Source organism: Pseudonocardia wallangbongensis, assembly GCF_054486945.1.
The window spans coordinates 638,755-656,259 of sequence record NZ_JBRERS010000001.1 but is presented as its reverse complement, the minus strand read 5'-3'; the positions used below and the strand labels follow the sequence as shown (position 1 = coordinate 656,259).

Here is a 17,505-nt window from a genome sequence, read left to right as displayed (position 1 = left end):
TCAGACGTCCCTCTCGGCAGGCTGTCGGAGCGCGGCGACGAGCTCGCCGAGCGCCGCGGTGAGCAGGACCGGGTTGCGGGCCAGGCCGACGGAGGCGGCGGCGAACCCGTGGGCGGCCAGCTCGGGCGCGCCCACGACGTGCGCGGGGACCGTCCAGCGCCCGAGGCGCAGGGCGATCTTGCCGACGCGCCGGCGCAGCTGCGTGGCGGCCGGGCCGTGCAGCAGCTGGTGGGCGATCTCGTGCGCGACGGCGGCGGCCCGCACGGAGCCGGCCGGATACCAGTCGCGCCAGCCGAGCTCGTCGATCAGCGACTCGGCCCGCTCGACCGCGTCGGTGTAGATGACCACGCTCGCGGGCCGGCTGCGGTACTCGGCGATGAGGATGCGCCGCCCGGGCTCGACGCCGCCGGTCCGCTCGGTGACGGGCAGGTCCGGGCCCGGGTCCGCCGTGGCCGCGAGCTCGCGGCCGAACGCGAGCGCGGATGCGGCCCAGCGGCTGAGCGTGTCCCGGTCCACCGCGGAGTGCACGGCGAGCTGCCCGAGCAGCTCACCACCGATCTCCGCGTCGGAGCGGCCGGCGAGCTCCGCGCACCGGCGCACCGGCGCACGGGGACTCACGAGACCTCCTCGACGACCAGCACGACGTCCTCCTCGTCGGCCCGCCCGGAGAGCTCGGTGTCGGCCAGCGTGAGCACCTGGTCGGGGTGGGTCATCCCGGCGAGGTTGACCAACCGGGCGCCGACCAGCAGGTGGATCGCCGGCACCCGGGCCCCGCTGTCGCCGTAGGAGGTGAACTCGTCGAGGGCCTTCGCCAGCGCTGCCCGGGCCGCGCCGACGGTCGAGGCCCGCACGTGGGCGTCCGGGGCGCCGAAGCGGACGACGCCGTCGACGTCGACGACCCGCACGGGGTTCCGCGGTCTGGTCACCTTGCCGATCAGGCCGCCGCGCGCCCGGACCGCGGTGTGGACGCGGAACTGCGGGGTGGTCGCGGCGGTCCGCACCGCGGCCGCGTCGACGTGCATGCTCCGGGCCGCGGCCCGGACGGCCGCGTCGTCGCCGGCGTCGGCCTGCGCCCGCGTGCGCATGTCCGTCGCCCCGGTCGCGACGGCCGCGACGACGTTGCGTTGCGGGTCGATCGACACGTCGACCTCGATCGTCGCCGGGGAGGCGCCCTGGGCGAGGACCGCCCGCTCCGCCTCCGCCCGCACCGAGAGGATGTCCTGCTGCGTCGGTTCGGGAATGACCCGTTCGACCGTGTCGCGCACCAGCGCGAGCGCGACGCCGATCGGGCTGATCACCTCGCTGTGGGCGGCGATCCGGGCCGGGAGGCCCATCGTCGACCCCAGGTGCGGGGTGACGGTCGCCGCGCCGCCACCGCCGCCGACCAGCTCGAGACCGTCGCGGTCGAGGCGGTAGTCCGTCACGAGCTCGTCGACGACCTCGCGGACCCGGCCGGCGGCGCGGTCGAGGATCTGCCGCGCCGCGTCGTCGACCGAGCAGCCCAGGCGCGCGGCGAGCGGCTCGATCGCCAGCCGCGCCGCCGCGGGCTCGGCGAAGGCGTAGTCGTCGCGGGGCACGACGCCGAGCGCGTTCGCGGCGCAGGTGACGGTGATCGCGTACCGGTCGTGGTCGGTGACGACGACGGCGTGGTCGGCCGGGTCGCCCTCCATCGGCCGCTCCAGTTCCAGCCGCCCGCCGCGCACCAGGTCGGGATCGGCGAAGCAGCTGTAGCCCAGGCCCGCGATGTGCGCGCTGCGCGGCCCGACCCCGGTGACCTTCCCGCCCGAGACGCGGACCAGCGAGCCGCCGCCGACGCCGACCGTGCGCACGTCCAGGGACTTCAGGTAGGTCGTGTACCCGCCGACCTTCGCGTAGGCGACGGCGACGCGGCCGTCGCGGATGACGGAGATGTCGGTGGACGTCCCGCCGGTCTCCAGGAAGACGCCCTCGCTGACCCGCTCGGCGAGCAGGGCGCCCGCGGCGCCCGCGGCCGGTCCGGAGAGGATCGTGAGCAGCGGGCGGCGGCGCATCTCGTCCAGGGACATCACACCGCCGTCGCAGCGCATCACCATGAGCGGCGCGTGGATGCCGGCGTGGTCGATGCTGCTGCGGACCAGCTCCGCGGTGCTGAGCATCCGCGGCAGGATGCTGGCGTTCAGGGCGGCGGTGCGGGCCCGCTTCTTCAACCCGTAGAGCTTGCTGATGTCGTGGGTTGCGGTGGCAGGGAGGTTCTCGGACTCGGCGGCGCGCACGACCGCCAGCTCCCCGTCGGGGTCGTCGACGCTGAAGGCCTCCACGCCGACGACCACCTCGGCGCCGGCCCGGTGCACCGCGGCCACGGCGTCCGGCACCTCGGAGGACGCCTTGGCGTGCGCGTAGGTCAGCGGGAGGTGCTTGCCCGGCGCCAGCTCCAGCCTGGACAGGTGGCGCACGGCCTTCGTGCGCCAGCCGTCGAGCCCGCGGCCGAGGCCGACCACGCCGACGGTGGCGACGTCGCCCTCCAGCAGGGCGTTGGTGGCCTGGGTCGTGCCGTGGGCGAGGAAGACCACGTCGTCGGCGCTGCGCCCACAGTTCTCCAGCAACTCCTTGAGCGCGTTGATGATGCCCCGCGCCACCCCGTCGGGGTGCCGGTGCGTGGTCAGCACCTTCGCGGTCCCGATCAGCTCGAGGCTCGCGGCGTCGATCGCCACGGCATCGGTGAACGTTCCGCCGACGTCGATTCCGACCCTGACGGGTGTCGTCGTCATCCGGGCACCACTCCTCTTCGCTGAGGTGGGGGGGAGGTCAGGCCCGGGCGAGGGATTCCTCGCCCAGGTAGGCGCCCTGCTCGCGCAGCCGCCGCTGCAGCTCGGGCACCGGGACGAGCCGCGGGGACGTGCCCCCCGCGACCGCGAGCGCCGCCGCCGTGCCCGCGGCCTCGCCCATCGCGAACGCGGGTGGCATCACGCGGATCGCGCCGAGCGCCTCGTGGCTTGCCGACACGCACCGTCCGGCGACGAGGACGTCCTCCAGCCCTCGCGGGAGCAGGCTGCGGTAGGGCATCTCGTAGGCGTTGGCGGTGGCGTACGACGGCGCGATCCCGCCGCCGGCGCCGCTCGGGTCGTGGATGTCGACGGGGTAGGCGCACAGGCCGATCACGTCGTCGAAGTGCCGGCCGGTCTGCAGGTCCTCGATGGACAGCTCGTAGTCACCCATGATCCGCCGGCTCTCCCGCACCCCGACCGTGTTCGCGGTGTCGAGCAGCGAGGCGTTCTCGAACCCGGGCAGCTCCGTGCGGAAGAAGTCGACGAGCGCCATGGCCTGGTCGCGGCCCTCGATCTCGGCGGCGGTGAGGTCGCGCACCTGCGTGGCGTCGCGGCCCAGCACCCGGGTGGTGTTGATCCGCCACACGCCGGGCCGCATGGTCTTGTACATCCCGACGCCCATCCGAGGCGAGGGGAACCGGCCGGCCTCGCGGGCCGCCGCGACGATCCCCGCGTACGGCCGCCGGTCTCCTGGGTGCGACCGGATGTACTCGACGACCCGGTCGTCGTCGACGCCCTGCACCCGCAGGAACAGCGTCATCGGCTGGGTCAGGCCGTCGGACTCACGGCCGATGCGCACCTCGGCGCCGGCCCGCGCGGCCACGTCGCCGTCGCCGGTGGCGTCGACGGTGACGCGGGCGGTCAGGGCCTGCAGCCCGTTCTTGTTCGCCACGACGATCCCGCGGACGTGCCCGGCGTCAACGATGCTGTCGGCGACGAACGAGTGCAGCAGCAGCTCCACGCCGGACTCCCGGCACATCTGCAGCGCCACCGTCTTCGCGGCCTCCGGCTCGAACGGCGTGACCTTGTCGTGGCCGTAGACGATGAAGCCGGAGTACTCGTCGCCCGCCCGGGTCTGCGACGGGTGCAGCGCATCGCCGCTCTCGGCCATCCGCCGCACGAACTCGTCGAACACGCCCTGGATCAGCTGCTGCCCGCCGTCGAGGGAGAACGACGTCATGCAGGGGCCGACGAGCGCGGCGGTGAGGTTCCCGCCGAGGTAGCCGTACTGCTCGACCAGCAGGGTGCGGGCGCCCGCCCGGGCCGCCGCGACCGCGGCCGCGAGGCCGGCGGGACCGCCGCCCGCGACCAGCACGTCCACGTCGGCGGCGACGTCGAGCTCGCGTGCGTACGTGATCGTCATCAGTACCCCCTGATCTCCGGCCAGTGCCGCTCGACGCCGCTGCGTTCGAGGAGCCGGGTGAACTCGTCCCGGCGGTCGTGGTCGGCGTGCACCTGGTGCGGCTCGCTGCCGGTCTCGACGCAGTGCGCCGCCAGCAGCCCCGCGACCTCGCCGATGTTCCACTCGACGGGGTGCAGCCGGAAGCAGCCGTTGCTGATGTGGGTCGTCCCGATGTTCTTGGCGGCGGGGAGCAGGTTGCGCACCCGCTGTGGCACGAGCGAACCGAGCGGGATCTCGAACGGCACGCTCTCCAGGTCGATGTAGGAGTCGCCGCCGGTCGAGGGGTGCAGGTCGAGGTGGTAGCTCCCGACGCCGACCGAGTCCTCGCGCACGAGCACGCCGTGGGCTCCCCGTACGGCCAGCGACACGTCGTTCTCGGTGACCGTCGTCAGCGCGCGGATCCGGCGGGACTCCCGCAGGTAGGGCGCCTTCGCCAGGCCGTCGGCGGTGCCGGTGACGTCGGCGCGCAGGCGCAGCCCCGGCCACCCGGTGCCGCCGTCGGGCCGGGGCGCCTCGGTCTGCAGCCAGTGCAGCACCGAGAGGCTGAGCTGCTTGGCGTCGGCGAGGTGGCGGGCCGCGACGTCCGGCTCGACGTCGATCACGCTGCCCAGCCAGTAGTCGTTCAGCGGCCAGTTGACCAGCGTGATGTCCGAGCCGAACGCGCCGGGCACGTGCAGGTCGCGGGCCAGGATGCGGCGGAAGAGCCACAGGTCGAGGTCACCCGGTGCCTTGCTCTGGTCGGCGACGACGCGGATCGGGTCGTCGCCCGGGTTCGGCGCGAAGGTGCGGGGGACCGGTTCCAGGGTCCGCGGGTGCGGCGCGAGCAGCCCGATCAGCGGCCCCGGCCAGAACTCCGGGCGGTAGGAGCGCCAGAAGTCGTAGCGCTCCGGGCGGTCGATCGTGTGGTCCTCGCCGGGCCGGTGGTCGAGCGCGAAGCAGAACGTGAACCCCTGCATGTTCTGCGGGTCGGCCGTGGCCGGTGCGTGCGGCTCGTCGTGGTCGGACTGCGCCTCGGCCCCGGTGACGTACTCGGTCTTCGTCATGGCCAGCAGGTCGCCGGCCTCCGTCGCATCGACGACGTACGGCGCCGACACCACGACCCGACGGCCGTCGCGGCGGTCGAGCAGCTCGACCGGGCCGATGCGGTCGCCGTCGCACTCGGCGCCGACCGGCACCGTCTCCGGCAGCACCGTGAGCCGGCCCGCCGCGCGGTGCGGCGCGAGCATCGCCTCGAGCACCGCGAGGGAGACCCGCGGCTCGTGACACAGCTTGCTGACGCGACCGGCGCCCGGGTTGAGGTGCGTCCGGGCGGCCTCCGCACGCAGCGGGTACCAGCGCCGGTAGTGCTCGCGGATCCCGTCGCGCACCTCGCGGTAGGCCGCCGTCGCGCCGAACTGCTCGATCCACGGGTGCTCGTCCGGCGGCACGGCCTGGCTGGTCAGCTGGCCGCCGAGCCAGTCGGTCTCCTCGGTCAGCACGACGTCGCGACCCGCCCGGCAGGCGGCGAGGGCCGCGGCGACCCCGCCGAGGCCACCCCCGACGACGAGCACGTCAGCACGCAGTTCGAGCACTTCTCTCCTGTTCCTCAAAGGCTTCGGGGACCGGTGGTCTCGCCCGGGACGAACGCGCACGCCATCAGGGACTGCCTGCGCCCCGCGGGCACGGGGGTACCGGCGAGCAGGTCGATCATCAGGTCGACCGCGGCGCGGCCCATCTCCCGGCGCGGCACGGCGAACCCGGTCGGGATCGGCTCGCCCGCGGGCTGCACCACGTACTCGCCGAGCATCGCCAGCGACACGTCCCGCGGGCACCGCAGGCCGGCCGCGGCGATCGCCCGGGTGACGGCGCGGGCCACCACGCTGGTGTCGGTGGCCTCGGTGACGAAGGCCGTGACCCCGCTGTCGACCTCGGCCCGCACCCAGTCGGCGGTGACCTCCTCGGGGGCGCAGGCCAGCACCGGCGGCGCGGCGCCGGTGAGCCCGGCCGCGGAGAGCCCCTGCAGCACACCCGCCTGCCGGTCCTCGGACGCCAGCGCGACGTCCTCCTCCCGGATGTAGCGGATCTTCTCGTGCCCGAGCCCGGCGAGGTGGAGCACGACGTCGCGGCTCGCGGTGACGTAGTCGGCGCCGACGTAGGGCAGCCGGTCGCCGAGCTCGTTGCGGCGCCCGACGTAGACGACCGGGTAGTCGTCGTCGAGCAGCCGGGCGATCTCGTCGCGCGGCACCTTGCGGCCGAACAGGATGCAGCCGTCGGCCAGCCGCAAGCGGTGGACCGCATCGGCCCGCCCCGGCGCGGCGCCGGTGAACAGCACGATGTCGTAGCCGCGCGCCCCGGCCTGCTCCTCGATGCCGGCGAGGAAGGGGTAGTAGGAGTTCTCGATGTCCACCGGGAACGCGGCGCTGAAGGTGTGCACCCCGAGGAGGTAGTTCTGCTTGCGGGCGAGCCGCAGCGCGGCCGGGTCGGCGACGTACCCCAGCTCGTCGGCGGCCTCGTGCACGCGGCGCACCGTGTCGGCGGCGAGGCCGACCACGTCGGGCTTCCCGCCCAGCACGAGCGACACCGTGGCCTGCGAGACCCCGGCCAGCTTCGCGATGTCGGCCTGCCGGGGGCGTGGCCGGCGGGTGCTTCTCATCGCAGCATCGCCCCGCCGTCGACGTCGAGCGTGGCGCCGTGGACGAAGGACGAGGCGGCCGAGCTGAGGAACAGGATCGCGCCGGCCATGTCGCCGGGGTCGCCCATCCGCCGCATCGGGAGGCCGGCCGCGATCCGCTCCTTCAGCTCCGCGGAGATGCCGGTGTGCAGCGGGGTGTCCGACGGGCCGGGGGCGAGCCCGTTGATCCGGACGCCGCGGCCCGCGAACTCGCGCGCCACCGACTTCACGATCGACAGCACGCCCGCCTTGCTGGCCGCGTACGGGGCGTCGGCGATCAGCCCGCCACCACCGCGGAAACCGGCGTCGGAGGCGACCAGCACGACGGTGCCGGTCCCTGCATCGAGCATCCGCCGCATCGTCTGCTGGGTGACCAGCGCGGACCCGACCAGGTTGATGTCGAGCAGCCGCCGCCAGTGCGCCGCGTCGGCGTCGAGGAAGCGGGTCGCCGCGATCACGGCGGCGCAGTGGGCGACGTGGTCGAGCCGCCCGTAGGCGGCGTCGACGCGCTCGAAGGCCGCGGCGACGGAGTCCGGATCGGACACGTCGAGCACCACGGGGAGCGCCTTGGGGATCTCGGCCGCCGCCCGGTCGAGGGCGGCGGCGTCGATGTCGGCGAGCACGACGTCGGCGCCGTGCTCGGCGAAGGCGCGGGCGGTCTCGCGACCCATCCCGCTCGCCGCGCCGGTGACCAGCGCGACCCGGCCGGCGAACTCGTCGGCGCGGAAGGACTGCCATGGCTTCATCGCAACACCTAATACGAATCTAATACGCTTTAGATCGGCCGGGGCCCACTGTGATGTCTCCGGCGGGACGGTGTCAACCCCGGGCCGGGCGCCGGCGGGAGGCGAGGTCGTCATCGAGGTTCCCCGACCCCGCCCGGAACGCGCCGGGAGTCCGAATTCCGCTCCGCGTTCGACGAGTGGCCCCGATGATCGAACCGGTTGACACCGTGGAAGCCGACTTCTAATGTTGCCGCGACCGAAATCGAAACTGCATTCCACTACGCGGAATCAGCGGGGCTCGCGGGCGAGGAAGGCCGAAGAGGACTGTCGATGTCGAATTCGTTCGCCCCGTCGGCGCTCGAGGCTGCCGAGGCCCCGATTCAGGCGCCCCCGCGAACGAACTCGCTGCTGGGGCGGGACTGGCGGCTCGCGTGGATGTTCCTCGCCCCGCTCGTGCTCATCATCGTGGCGCTGATCGCCTACCCGTTCGCGTACGGGATCGTGCTCAGTTTCCAGCACAAGCTCATCGGCGCCCCGGCCACCTGGGCCGGGTTCTCGAACTACACGGAACTCCTGTTCGGGGAACAGTACGGCGGCGTCTTCCGGGCATCCGTCGTCGCCTCGGTTCTCTACACCGGCGTCGCCGTGTGCGCGAAGCTGGTTCTCGGAATGTGCATGGCGCTCCTGCTCAACGAACGTTTCCGCGGCCGGACCGTGATGCGGGGGCTGCTGTTCGTCCCGTGGGCGCTGCCCACCGTGATCGTCGCGCTGACCTGGCGATGGATGTACGAGGGAAGTGACCACGGGCTGTTCAACCTGGTCCTGGGCGACGTGTTCGGGCTCGGCCCCGTCCAGTTCCTCGCCGACCCCCGGTGGGCCCTCTGGTCGGTCCTCGTCGTGGTGGTCTGGCAGGGCACGCCGTTCTACACGATGATGTTCCTCGCGGCCATGCAGGCCATCCCGGCAGACCAGTACGAGGCCGCCTCGATCGACGGCGCGAACGTCTTCCAGCGCTTCTTCCACGTCACGCTGCCCTGGCTGCGCCCGGCGATCGTCATCACGACCCTGCTCTCGACGATCTGGACGGCGAACAGCATCAACTTCATCTTCATCCTGACCAACGGCGGCCCGGTCAACACGACGCTGACGTTCCCGATGCTCGCCTACCAGGTCGGCATCCAGAGCAGGGAGCTCGGCGCGTCGTCGGCCGTCAGCGTCATCTTCTTCCCGCTGTTCATCGTCATCATCTACGTGCTGACGAAACGCATGCTGCCCGCCGAACCCAAGGCGGGGGTGTAGCCGATGACGGCCCCGACCCGCCGGAACCGTCCGGTGCGCAGGACCGGAGTGGGCCGCCGCATCGTCCTGGTGGGCGGGCTCGCGGTGTTCGCGATCTGGACCGTCGTCCCCATCGCGTGGATCCTCGAGACCTCGTTGAAGCCCAACAAGGATCTGTACGGCGAGCCCAGCGTCGTGCCGAAGACCGTCACGTTCGAGCACTACGTCGAGCTGTTCACCGACACCGACTTCGTCACCTACTTCACGAACAGCCTGCTGGTGTCGATCGGGACCACCGTCCTGTCCATGGTGATCGGCGTACTCGCCGCCTACGCCGTCACCCGGCTGCGTTTCCGCGGGCGGCGGCTGATGGGCAACGTCACGATCGTCACCTACCTCATCCCGCCTGCCCTGCTGTTCATCCCGCTGTTCCAGGTGGCCGCGCAGTTCCGGCTGACGAACAGCACCCTCGGGTTGATACCGATCTACCTCATCTTCTCCGTGCCCTTCTGCACCTGGCTGTCCATCGCGCACCTGCAGGCCATCCCGATCGAGCTGGAGGAGGCGTCGCTCGTCGACGGGTGCACGCGCCTCCAGTCGCTGGTGCGGATCGTGGTCCCGCTCCTGCTGCCGGCGTTGGCCGTCATCGCCCTGTACGCGTTCACGCAGGCCTGGAACGAGTTCCTCTACGCCCTGATCCTGATCAGCACCGACTCGCGCAAGACCCTCCCCGTCGGTCTCGCGGACTTCGTGGTCGGGGACGTCTACAACTGGGGCCCCCTGATGGCGGGCTCGGCCATCGCCTCGCTCGTTCCCGTCCTCATCTACATCGCGGCGCAGCGGTGGGTCGTCTCCGGCCTCACCGCCGGCGCGACCAAGGGATGAAAGGTGTCTTCCGTGCGTGCAGACAACAAGATCGCGTTCGATCGCCGGCGGCTGCTCAAGGCGTCCGGGCTGCTCCCGCTCGCCGCGCTCGCCGCTCCGTCGCTCGCCGCCTGCGGTGACTCCGGGTCGGGCGGCCAGCTGACGGCCTGGGGCGTGGTGTCCTTCACCAAGGAGGGCGACCGCATGGTGGCCGACCAGATGCAGGAGTGGGGCGACGCCAACGGCTTCACCGTCGAGTACTCGGCGGTTCCGGGCTCGAACTACCCGGCGAAGCTCGCCACCGCCGTGGAGGCCGGTTCGCTGCCGGACGTCGTGATGCTGGAGGACACGCAGCCGATCTACTACGGCGGTCAGGGGCACCTGGCGGACATCACCGACCTCTTCACCGAGCTGAAGGGCCAGGGCGGCGGCATGTTCGACACCCTGAGCCCGTACGTCGCGGTCCCCGCGGGCACGTACGCCGTCCCGATGGAGTCGAACCTCACCGTGATGTACGCCCGCATGGACCTCGTCGAGAAGGTGACCGGCCAGCGGACCCCGCCGGCCACGCTCGACGACCTCGAGGCGATCGCCCGGGCCGCCCAGACCCCACCGGACACCTACGGCATCGGGCTGCCGCTGGGCAAGAGCGTCGACGGCAACACCGTCCTCAGCATCATCTACGCCGACGGGGGCACCCTGGTCGACGAGCAGGGCAACCCCGCCGTCGACAACGACGGCACGGTGTCGGCGCTCACGCGGATCCAGCGGTGGTGGAAGGATCAGCTGATCCCGCCCGACGCCCCCTCGTCCGACGACGCGTGGAACAACCAGGTGTTCCAGTCCAAGCGGGCGGTGTTCGTGTTCAACGCGCCGTCGATCTACGGCTGGCTGCAGGAGAACGACCCGGACCTGATGGCGAACACCGCGCAGGCGCCGCTGCCCGCGGGGAAGGCCGGCTCGGTGCAGTCCGCGAACTGCTGGTCCTGGGGCGTGTCGGCGAAGAGCCCGAACCTCGACCGGGCGAAGGACCTGATCCGCTACGTCATGGCCCCCGAGCGGGTCGAGCAGGTGTACGAGAAGGTCGCCGGGCGCTGGTACCCGGTCTACCGGGACCTCACGACCAGCCCCTACTGGCAGGAGCGGGAGGCGTTCAGCACGTTCCCGCAGATCATCGACAACGCCCGCACCAACTGGTACCCGGCCACGGCCTCCGCCGAGCTGCTCACCCGGCTCACCTCGGTCACCGACTCCTTCGTCCCGCTGCAGATGGCGGTGGACGTCACGGTGCAGGGGATGAGCCCCGAGCAGGCCGCGAAGCGCGGTCAGGAGCAGATGGAGCAGCTGTTCGCGTAACGGGGCCCCTCCTCAGACACTTCGCGCATCCAGCATGGACTTCGCATAAGGCCCGGCTTGTGCGAAGTCGGTGCTGGGTGTGCGAAGTCGGCTGGCCACGTGTCCCTCTTCTAGGTCCGCCCCGCGGAGGCCACACGCAGCAGTGCGGCCGCGGCGCCCCCGAGGCGGCGCCGGGCCGGCCAGACCGCGCGCAGGGCCCGGCGCAGGTCGATGCCCTCCACCGTGACCTCGACGAGCCGCCCGTCCGCGACGTCGGCGGCGACGGCGAGCGCGCTCAGCACGGCGGGCCCGGCGCCCTGCACGACCGCGCTGCGGACCGCGGTGCTCGAACCGAGCTCCAGCAGGGGCCGGACCGGGTCGGTCCGGGCTCGGCGCAGTGCCCGGTCCAGCGTGTCGCGGGTGCCGGAGCCCCGTTCCCGCACGATGAGCGGTGTCCGGGCGAGCTCGTCCGGACGGACCGGGGTCCGTCGTCTGGCCCACGGGTGGCCCGCGGCGACCACGACGGACAGGCGGTCGGCGGCCACGCGGCGCGACGTGAGCCCCGTCGGCACCGTCGGGGACTCGAGGAACCCGATGCCGATCTCCTCGCGGGCGGCGAGTGCCGCCACGTGTTCGGAGTTCGTCACCTGCAGGCGCACGTACAGCGCGGGCGCGCGCTGCCGCAGCGCGCCGATCCACGCCGGCGCGAGGTACTCGGCGATCGTCATGCTCGCGGCGACGTCCAGGTCGTTGTCCTGCTCACCCCGCAGGGCGGCGGCGCCGACGACCAACGCGTCGAGCTCGGCCAGCACGCGTTCGGCCCACGCCACGACGGCGTGCCCGGTGGGCGTCAGCTCCGACCCCCGCGGGCCGCGGTCGACGAGGACGAGGCGCAGCCGCCGTTCGAGCGCGCCGAGCCGCTTGCTCGCCGCCGGCTGGCTGATCCGGAGGCGTTCGGCGGCGCGGCCCAGGCTGCCGACCTCCCCGATGAGCACCAGCAGTCGCAGTCCGTCGATGTCCGGGTCGGCCATAACCGCAGGATATGAGCACATGACGCGATGACGGCTACCGCGGGCCGGGTCGGCGGGGCAGGCTCGATCGACATGAGCACGACTCGGGTCACCGCACAAGGCTTCGGCGCGCTGTGGTCGGGCCTCGCCGTCGCGGTGCTCGGTGTGGCGGCCTCGACCGAGGTCCACGTCCTGTTCCCGACGGTGAGCGCGCTGGTCGTCGCCGTGGTACTGGGCGTCGCCGTCGGCAACCTCGGCCTGCTCACCGAGCGTGCCCGGGCGGGCCTGGCGCGATGGACTCCACGGCTTTTGCGCATCGGGGTTCCGCTGCTCGGGCTGCAGCTCGTGCTGCAGCAGGTGCTCGCCCTCGGCCCTGGCCTGCTGCTCGCCGTGGTCGTGACCGTCGCGGTGACGTTCGCGGGAACGCTGTGGTTCGGGCGCCTGCTCGGGGTGTCGCGCGCACTGCGCATCCTGGTCGCCACCGGATTCTCCATCTGCGGCGCGTCGGCCGTGGCGGCGGTCGCCACGGTCGTCGACCACGACGACGAGGACGTCGCGACCGCGATCAGCCTGGTGACGGTCTTCGGCGGCCTCGCGATCATCGGGCTGCCCGCGCTGGCCGGCCCGCTCGGCGTCGAGGGGACCGACCTCGGCCGGTGGGCGGGCCTGGGCGTGCACGAGGTCGGCCAGGTCGTGGCGGCCGCCGCACCGGCCGGGGCGGCGGCCGTCGCCGCCGCCGTGCTGGTCAAGCTGAGCCGGGTCGTGCTGCTCGCGCCCGTCGTCACCGCCGTCGGGGTCGTCGAGCGGAGGACGCGCCCCGCCCCCCGGGGCACGCGGCCCCCGATCGTGCCGCTGTTCGTCGTGGGCTTCCTCGCGGCCATCGCGGTCCGTGCGACCGGCCTCCTCCCCGCGCCCGCCCTCGACGGGGCCGCGACGCTCACGACGTGGGTGCTGGCGGCGGCGCTGTTCGGCCTCGGCACGTCGATCAGCGTGCGGGCCCTCGTCGGCGCGGGACCCCGGGCCCTCGCGCTCGGGGCCCTGTCCACCGTGCTGGTCGGCTCCGTCTCCCTGACGTCGCTGCTGCTGCTCGCGTAGCTACGGCCGGCGGCCCAGGTAGGAGGCGAGCCGGGTGTAGACGTCGGCATCGTCGGGCGCCGGCACGACCGGCCCGAACGGGCCGCCGCGCTCCTCCGGGGGCGCGAACTGCGGGAACGCCTCGAGCGCCCGGGCGGCGAGGTCGGGATCGAGGTCGGCGAGCCGGTCGGTGGCGTGCGCGAGGTCCCAGGAGTGGACCGTGAACTCGTGGGTGTAGGCGTCGAGTGCGACCCGGCCGGGCAGCGTGGCCCACGGCAGGGTGACCATGCTGTCGAGCTTCTCGTCGTCGGCCCAGACCCGCTCGGCCTCGTGGCGGGCCCGGGTGAACGCGGCGGCCCAGCCGTCGTCGTCGACGCCGTCGATCACGTCCGGGACATCGCGCGCGTCGGCTCCTGCGCCGACGCGGGCGATCTTGTGCAGCACCCCCACCACGTGCCCGAGCAGCGCGCGAACGTCGTAGTCGGCGCAGGGGGTGCGGTTGTCCAGCTCGGCGGGGCGTACCGCCGCGACCTGGTGCCCGGTCTGTTCCAGCGACCGGGCGAAGAGCGGACGTGGATCGGGGGTCGTGTGGACCGTCATGGCCGGGACGCTAGGAGCGCACCCCGACAGATCCGGGACCGCCCGGCGGTCGCTTGACAGTCCACAGCCCCCGACCTAGGTTCTGGAATCGTTTCCAGGAAACGGTTCCAGGAAACGTTTGCAGCATCGGAGCCACCTCATGCAGATCGAGCGGATCGAGACGATCCCGCTGCGCGTCCCGCTCGGGCGGGTCTACCGCGGGAGCTACTACTGGATGACCCACCGGTCGACGATCGTGACCAGGGTCCACATGAGCAACGGCATCGTCGGCGAGGCGTTCGTCGGCGACGAGGACGACACCAACGCCGCGATCGAGCAGGTGATCCGGACCGAGATCCTCCCCAGGATCGAGGGGGAGAACGCCCAGCAGGTGCAGCGCATCTGGCAGCTCATGCGGCCCGTGACGTTCAACATCCTGCGGGACCGGCGCATCGGCCTGGTGGCGCAGGCCTGCGTGGACACCGCCATCTGGGACGCGATCGGGAAGTGCTACGGCCAGCCGCTGTGGAAGCTCTGGGGCGGCTACCGCAGCGAGATCCCGATGATCTGGACCGGCGGGTACTACGACGAGCCCGGCGGCATCGACGCCGAGCTGCGCCGCGCGAAGGATGCCGGCGTCCACGGCATGAAGTTCAAGGTCGGCGGCCTGTCCCCGGAGGAGGACGCCGAACGGTTCAGCACGGCGCGCAAGGCCGTCGGCGACGACTTCGTCCTGATCGCCGACGCCAACCAGGGGTGGAGTCCCGACCAGGCGGTGCGCTTCGCCCGCCTGGTCGCCGACCACGACCTGTACTACTTCGAGGAGCCGGTGCGCTGGGACAACGACCACCGGGGGATGCGCGACGTGCGCTACCGGGCTGGGGCGCGCGTCTGCGCAGGTCAGAGCGAGTACTCCGCCGGTGGATGCCGAGACCTGATGGTCGCCGGCGCGATCGACTTCTGCAACTTCGACGGCTCGTGGTCCGGTGGCCCCACGGAGTGGCTGCGGGTCGCCGCGATGGCGCTCGCGTTCGACGTGACGATGAGCCACCACGAGGAGGCGCACATCGGTGCGCACCTGCTCGCGGCGATCCCGAACGGGACGTTCGCCGACACGATGCACATCGACCGCGACCCGATCTGGTACGGGCTGATCGCCAACCGCCCGAAACTGGAGGGCGGGATCATCCGGCTGGGCGAGCGCCCCGGTCTCGGCTGGGAGCTCGACGAGGACTACATCGCGAAGTACCGCGTCGAGTACGACGAGAACGGGCTCGTGGCCGGGGCCTCGCGATGAGCTCGGCCGCGCCCCGCGAGCTGTCCCGCCCGGAGCTGCGCCGCGTCCTGCTGTCCAGCGTGATCGGCACCGCGGTCGAGTGGTACGACTTCTACCTGTTCGCGATCTCCGCCTCGGTCGTGTTCGACCAGCTGTTCTTCCCGCAGTTCGACGAGACGACCGGCACGATCAGCGCCTTCGCGACCTTCGCGGTCGGCTTCTTCGTCCGGCCGCTCGGAGGTGCGTTCTTCGGACACTTCGGCGACCGGATCGGCCGCAAGAACGTCCTCGTCATCACGCTGGTCATCATGGGTCTGGCGTCGACGCTGATCGGCCTGCTGCCCACGTACGCCGCGATCGGGATGTGGGGCGCGGTGCTGCTGACGTTGCTGCGCGCCGTGCAGGGCTTCGGGGCGGGCGCCGAGTACGGCGGGGCCGTGCTGATGCTCGCCGAGACGGCGCCGCCGCGGCGCCGCGGCTTCTACTCCGCGCTCCCGTACGTCGGCGTCGCCGCGGGCCTCATCGCCGCGAACGGAGCGTTCGCCCTCGTCTCGGGGCTCCCGGAGGAGGACATGCTCAGCTGGGGTTGGCGGGTGCCGTTCATCCTCAGCATCGTCGGGGTCGCGGTCGGGCTCGTCATGCGGCTGCGCCTCCACGAGACCCCGGTCTTCCAGGAGGTCAAGAAGTCGGACCTGCGGGTCCGGCTTCCGATCGTCGAGGTCTTCCGCGGCTCGACCCGCAACCTGTTCTGCGCCTGGGGCGCCCAGATGGGGGACAAGTCGCTCGCGTACATCTTCGAGTCGCTGGTCATCGTCTACGTCACCGACCAGGTCGGCCTGCCGGCCCACATGGTCCTGACGGGGCTGCTCATCGCCTCGGCGGCGCAGTTCGTGACCGTGCCCGCGTTCGCGGCGCTGTCCGACCGAATGGGGAGGCGGCCGGTCTACATCCTCGGCGGACTGCTGTCGGCGGCGTTCGCCTACCCGTTCTTCCTGCTCATGGACACGGGGAGCACCCTCTGGATCTGGTCGTCGATCCTGTTCGCCTCCGCGATCGCGAAGACCATGATGACCGCGGCGCAGGCCGCGTGGTTCGCCGAGATGTTCCCGCCGGCCGTGCGCTACAGCGGGTTCGCGCTCGCCCGGGAGGGGTTCGCGCCGATCTCGGGCGGGCTCGCGCCGCTCATCTCGGTGTCCCTCCTCGCCCTCGGTGGCGGGTCGCCGCACTGGGTCGTCGCCTACATGGTGGCCCTGGGGCTGATCACCGCCGTCTCGGTCGCGCTCGGGCCCGAGACGTTCCGGACCGAGATGTTCCCCGAACGGCCGGGCGCCCCGAACACCGAGACCGCACCACAGGAGGCCCGATGAGCCCGACCGCGTTGAAGATCGTCGATGTCGAGGTCGTTCCGATCCGGGCCGCGCTCGCCCGCGAGTTCCTCGGCAGCTACTACCACATGACGCACCGCGCGACGGTGGTCGTCCGGCTCGTCACCGACCAGGGGATCGTCGGCGAGGCCTACGTCGGCGACGAGGACGCGACCGCCGCCCAGATCGTCGAGGTGATCAGGAAGGAGATCACGCCGGTCGTCGTCGGGATGGACGCGATGGCGACGGAGCGGTGCTGGGCGGCGATGTACCCGGTCACGTTCGACATCCTGCGGGACCGTCGGATCGGGCTCGTCGCGCTCGCCGCCCTGGACACCGCGATCTGGGACGCCGTCGGCAAGGCGCTGGGGCAACCGCTGTGGCGGCTGTGGGGCGGGGCCCGCGACCGCGTGCCCATGACCGCGATCGGCGGGTACTACGGCGAGCCGCTCGGCTCGATCGCGGAGGAGGTCGCCTACTACCGCGAGCTGGGGCTGGCGGGGATGAAGTTCAAGGTCGGGGGGCGGTCCCCGGAGGTCGACGCCGAGCGGGTGGCCGCGGCCCGCGATGCGGCCGGCCCGGACTTCGTCATCTGCATCGATGCCAACCAGGGGTACACGGTGCCGCAGGCGGTGGCGTTGTGCCGGCGGATCGAGAACCTCGACATCCGCTGGTTCGAGGAGCCCGTCAGGTGGCACAACGACCGGCGAGGGCTGCGGGACGTCCGCAGCATCGGCGGGCTTCCCGTCGCGGCCGGGCAGACGGAGCTGACGGCGAGCGGCTGCCGGGACCTGATGGAGGCCGGGGCGATCGACGTGTGCAACTTCGACGCCTCCTGGTCCGGGGGCCCGACGGCGTGGCGGCGGGTGGCCGCCGTGGCCACGACGTACGACGTGGAGATGGGGCACCACGAGGAGCCGCAGGTCAGCGCCCACCTCATCGGCAGCGTGCCGCACGGCACCTTCGCGGAGTGCTTCCACCCCGACCGGGACCCGTTCTGGTGGTCCCTGGTGGCGAACCGGCCCGAGCTGACCGACGGGTACCTCCCGCTGCCGACCGGGCCGGGCCTCGGGTGGGAGCTCGACTGGGACTACATCGACCGCCACCGCCTCGACGGCTAGCCGCGGGGGCACGGCCGTAGGAT

General features: G+C 72.4%; 15 protein-coding genes. 7 read left to right on the top strand and 8 right to left on the bottom strand.

What is annotated here, in order from left to right; translation table 11 throughout:
• The 6 genes from ACU436_RS03180 to ACU436_RS03155 are packed head-to-tail and all read right to left on the bottom strand — an operon-like array spanning position 1 to position 7,602.
• Positions 1-618, bottom strand: a complete 618-nt coding sequence (locus tag ACU436_RS03180) for a hypothetical protein (RefSeq protein WP_459021401.1) — start codon at positions 616-618, stop codon at positions 1-3.
• Complete coding sequence (locus tag ACU436_RS03175) at positions 615-2,747, bottom strand: hydantoinase/oxoprolinase family protein (protein ID WP_459021399.1); 2,133 nt, start codon at positions 2,745-2,747, stop codon at positions 615-617. The genes ACU436_RS03180 and ACU436_RS03175 overlap by 4 nt, the downstream gene beginning before the upstream one ends.
• Before the next feature lie 37 nt (positions 2,748-2,784).
• The gene (locus tag ACU436_RS03170; protein WP_459021397.1) at positions 2,785-4,167 is read right to left on the bottom strand and encodes an FAD-dependent oxidoreductase; all 1,383 of its coding nucleotides are present in this window, start codon (positions 4,165-4,167) and stop codon (positions 2,785-2,787) included.
• Positions 4,167-5,777, bottom strand: a complete 1,611-nt coding sequence (locus ACU436_RS03165) for an FAD-dependent oxidoreductase (RefSeq protein WP_459021395.1) — start codon at positions 5,775-5,777, stop codon at positions 4,167-4,169. Before ACU436_RS03165 ends, ACU436_RS03170 begins: the two co-directional genes overlap by 1 nt.
• A gap of 14 nt (positions 5,778-5,791) precedes the next feature.
• A complete protein-coding gene (locus ACU436_RS03160) occupies positions 5,792-6,838 on the bottom strand; it encodes a LacI family DNA-binding transcriptional regulator (RefSeq protein WP_459021393.1) in 1,047 nt (348 codons plus the stop codon).
• Positions 6,835-7,602: an SDR family NAD(P)-dependent oxidoreductase gene (locus tag ACU436_RS03155; RefSeq protein ID WP_459021391.1), complete on the bottom strand. Its 768-nt coding sequence runs from the start codon at positions 7,600-7,602 to the stop codon at positions 6,835-6,837. Before ACU436_RS03155 ends, ACU436_RS03160 begins: the two co-directional genes overlap by 4 nt.
• Before the next feature lie 309 nt (positions 7,603-7,911).
• Between ACU436_RS03155 and ACU436_RS03150 the strand changes: the two genes are divergently transcribed.
• From ACU436_RS03150 to ACU436_RS03140, 3 genes are read left to right on the top strand one after another with little or no spacing between them, the layout of a single operon-like run.
• The gene (locus tag ACU436_RS03150) at positions 7,912-8,880 is read left to right on the top strand and encodes a carbohydrate ABC transporter permease (protein ID WP_459021389.1); all 969 of its coding nucleotides are present in this window, start codon (positions 7,912-7,914) and stop codon (positions 8,878-8,880) included.
• A gap of 3 nt (positions 8,881-8,883) precedes the next feature.
• On the top strand, positions 8,884-9,744 hold the full coding sequence (locus ACU436_RS03145) for a carbohydrate ABC transporter permease (protein ID WP_459021387.1): 861 nt from the start codon (positions 8,884-8,886) through the stop codon (positions 9,742-9,744).
• Between the two features lie 12 nt (positions 9,745-9,756).
• Entirely contained in the window at positions 9,757-11,079 is a 1,323-nt protein-coding gene (locus ACU436_RS03140) for an ABC transporter substrate-binding protein (protein WP_459021385.1), read from the top strand.
• 110 nt (positions 11,080-11,189) lie between these two features.
• On the opposite strand, the gene ACU436_RS03135 is transcribed toward ACU436_RS03140, so the two are convergent.
• A complete protein-coding gene (locus ACU436_RS03135; protein ID WP_459021383.1) occupies positions 11,190-12,089 on the bottom strand; it encodes a LysR family transcriptional regulator in 900 nt (299 codons plus the stop codon).
• Between the two features lie 72 nt (positions 12,090-12,161).
• Between ACU436_RS03135 and ACU436_RS03130 the strand changes: the two genes are divergently transcribed.
• Complete coding sequence (locus tag ACU436_RS03130) at positions 12,162-13,163, top strand: YeiH family protein (RefSeq protein ID WP_459021381.1); 1,002 nt, start codon at positions 12,162-12,164, stop codon at positions 13,161-13,163.
• On the opposite strand, the gene ACU436_RS03125 is transcribed toward ACU436_RS03130, so the two are convergent.
• Entirely contained in the window at positions 13,164-13,742 is a 579-nt protein-coding gene (locus tag ACU436_RS03125) for a TIGR03086 family metal-binding protein (protein WP_459021379.1), read from the bottom strand.
• A gap of 139 nt (positions 13,743-13,881) precedes the next feature.
• On the opposite strand from ACU436_RS03125, the gene ACU436_RS03120 reads away from it, so the two are divergent.
• Genes ACU436_RS03120 through ACU436_RS03110 form a run of 3 tightly spaced genes read left to right on the top strand, consistent with a single transcriptional unit; the run spans position 13,882 to position 17,482 of the window.
• Positions 13,882-15,018 (top strand): mandelate racemase/muconate lactonizing enzyme family protein, encoded by a 1,137-nt coding sequence (locus ACU436_RS03120; protein ID WP_459021377.1) that lies wholly within the window; start codon positions 13,882-13,884, stop codon positions 15,016-15,018.
• Positions 15,015-16,364, top strand: coding sequence for an MFS transporter (locus ACU436_RS03115; RefSeq protein WP_459021375.1), 1,350 nt, complete (start codon positions 15,015-15,017; stop codon positions 16,362-16,364). The genes ACU436_RS03120 and ACU436_RS03115 overlap by 4 nt, the downstream gene beginning before the upstream one ends.
• Complete coding sequence (locus ACU436_RS03110; RefSeq protein WP_459021373.1) at positions 16,361-17,482, top strand: mandelate racemase/muconate lactonizing enzyme family protein; 1,122 nt, start codon at positions 16,361-16,363, stop codon at positions 17,480-17,482. The genes ACU436_RS03115 and ACU436_RS03110 overlap by 4 nt, the downstream gene beginning before the upstream one ends.
• Positions 17,483-17,505: the final 23 nt, after the last annotated feature.

Excerpts from the sequence above, each read along its gene's own strand:
- ACU436_RS03135 (WP_459021383.1), bottom strand. The coding sequence starts at position 12,089 with ATGGCCGACCCGGACATCGACGGACTGCGACTGCTGGTGCTCATCGGG.
- ACU436_RS03175 (WP_459021399.1), bottom strand. The coding sequence starts at position 2,747 with ATGACGACGACACCCGTCAGGGTCGGAATCGACGTCGGCGGAACGTTC.
- ACU436_RS03115 (WP_459021375.1), top strand. The coding sequence starts at position 15,015 with ATGAGCTCGGCCGCGCCCCGCGAGCTGTCCCGCCCGGAGCTGCGCCGC.
- ACU436_RS03130 (WP_459021381.1), top strand. The coding sequence starts at position 12,162 with ATGAGCACGACTCGGGTCACCGCACAAGGCTTCGGCGCGCTGTGGTCG.
- ACU436_RS03110 (WP_459021373.1), top strand. The coding sequence starts at position 16,361 with ATGAGCCCGACCGCGTTGAAGATCGTCGATGTCGAGGTCGTTCCGATC.
- ACU436_RS03155 (WP_459021391.1), bottom strand. The coding sequence starts at position 7,602 with ATGAAGCCATGGCAGTCCTTCCGCGCCGACGAGTTCGCCGGCCGGGTC.
- ACU436_RS03125 (WP_459021379.1), bottom strand. The coding sequence starts at position 13,742 with ATGACGGTCCACACGACCCCCGATCCACGTCCGCTCTTCGCCCGGTCG.
- ACU436_RS03150 (WP_459021389.1), top strand. The coding sequence starts at position 7,912 with ATGTCGAATTCGTTCGCCCCGTCGGCGCTCGAGGCTGCCGAGGCCCCG.
- ACU436_RS03120 (WP_459021377.1), top strand. The coding sequence starts at position 13,882 with ATGCAGATCGAGCGGATCGAGACGATCCCGCTGCGCGTCCCGCTCGGG.
- ACU436_RS03145 (WP_459021387.1), top strand. The coding sequence starts at position 8,884 with ATGACGGCCCCGACCCGCCGGAACCGTCCGGTGCGCAGGACCGGAGTG.
- ACU436_RS03160 (WP_459021393.1), bottom strand. The coding sequence starts at position 6,838 with ATGAGAAGCACCCGCCGGCCACGCCCCCGGCAGGCCGACATCGCGAAG.
- ACU436_RS03170 (WP_459021397.1), bottom strand. The coding sequence starts at position 4,167 with ATGACGATCACGTACGCACGCGAGCTCGACGTCGCCGCCGACGTGGAC.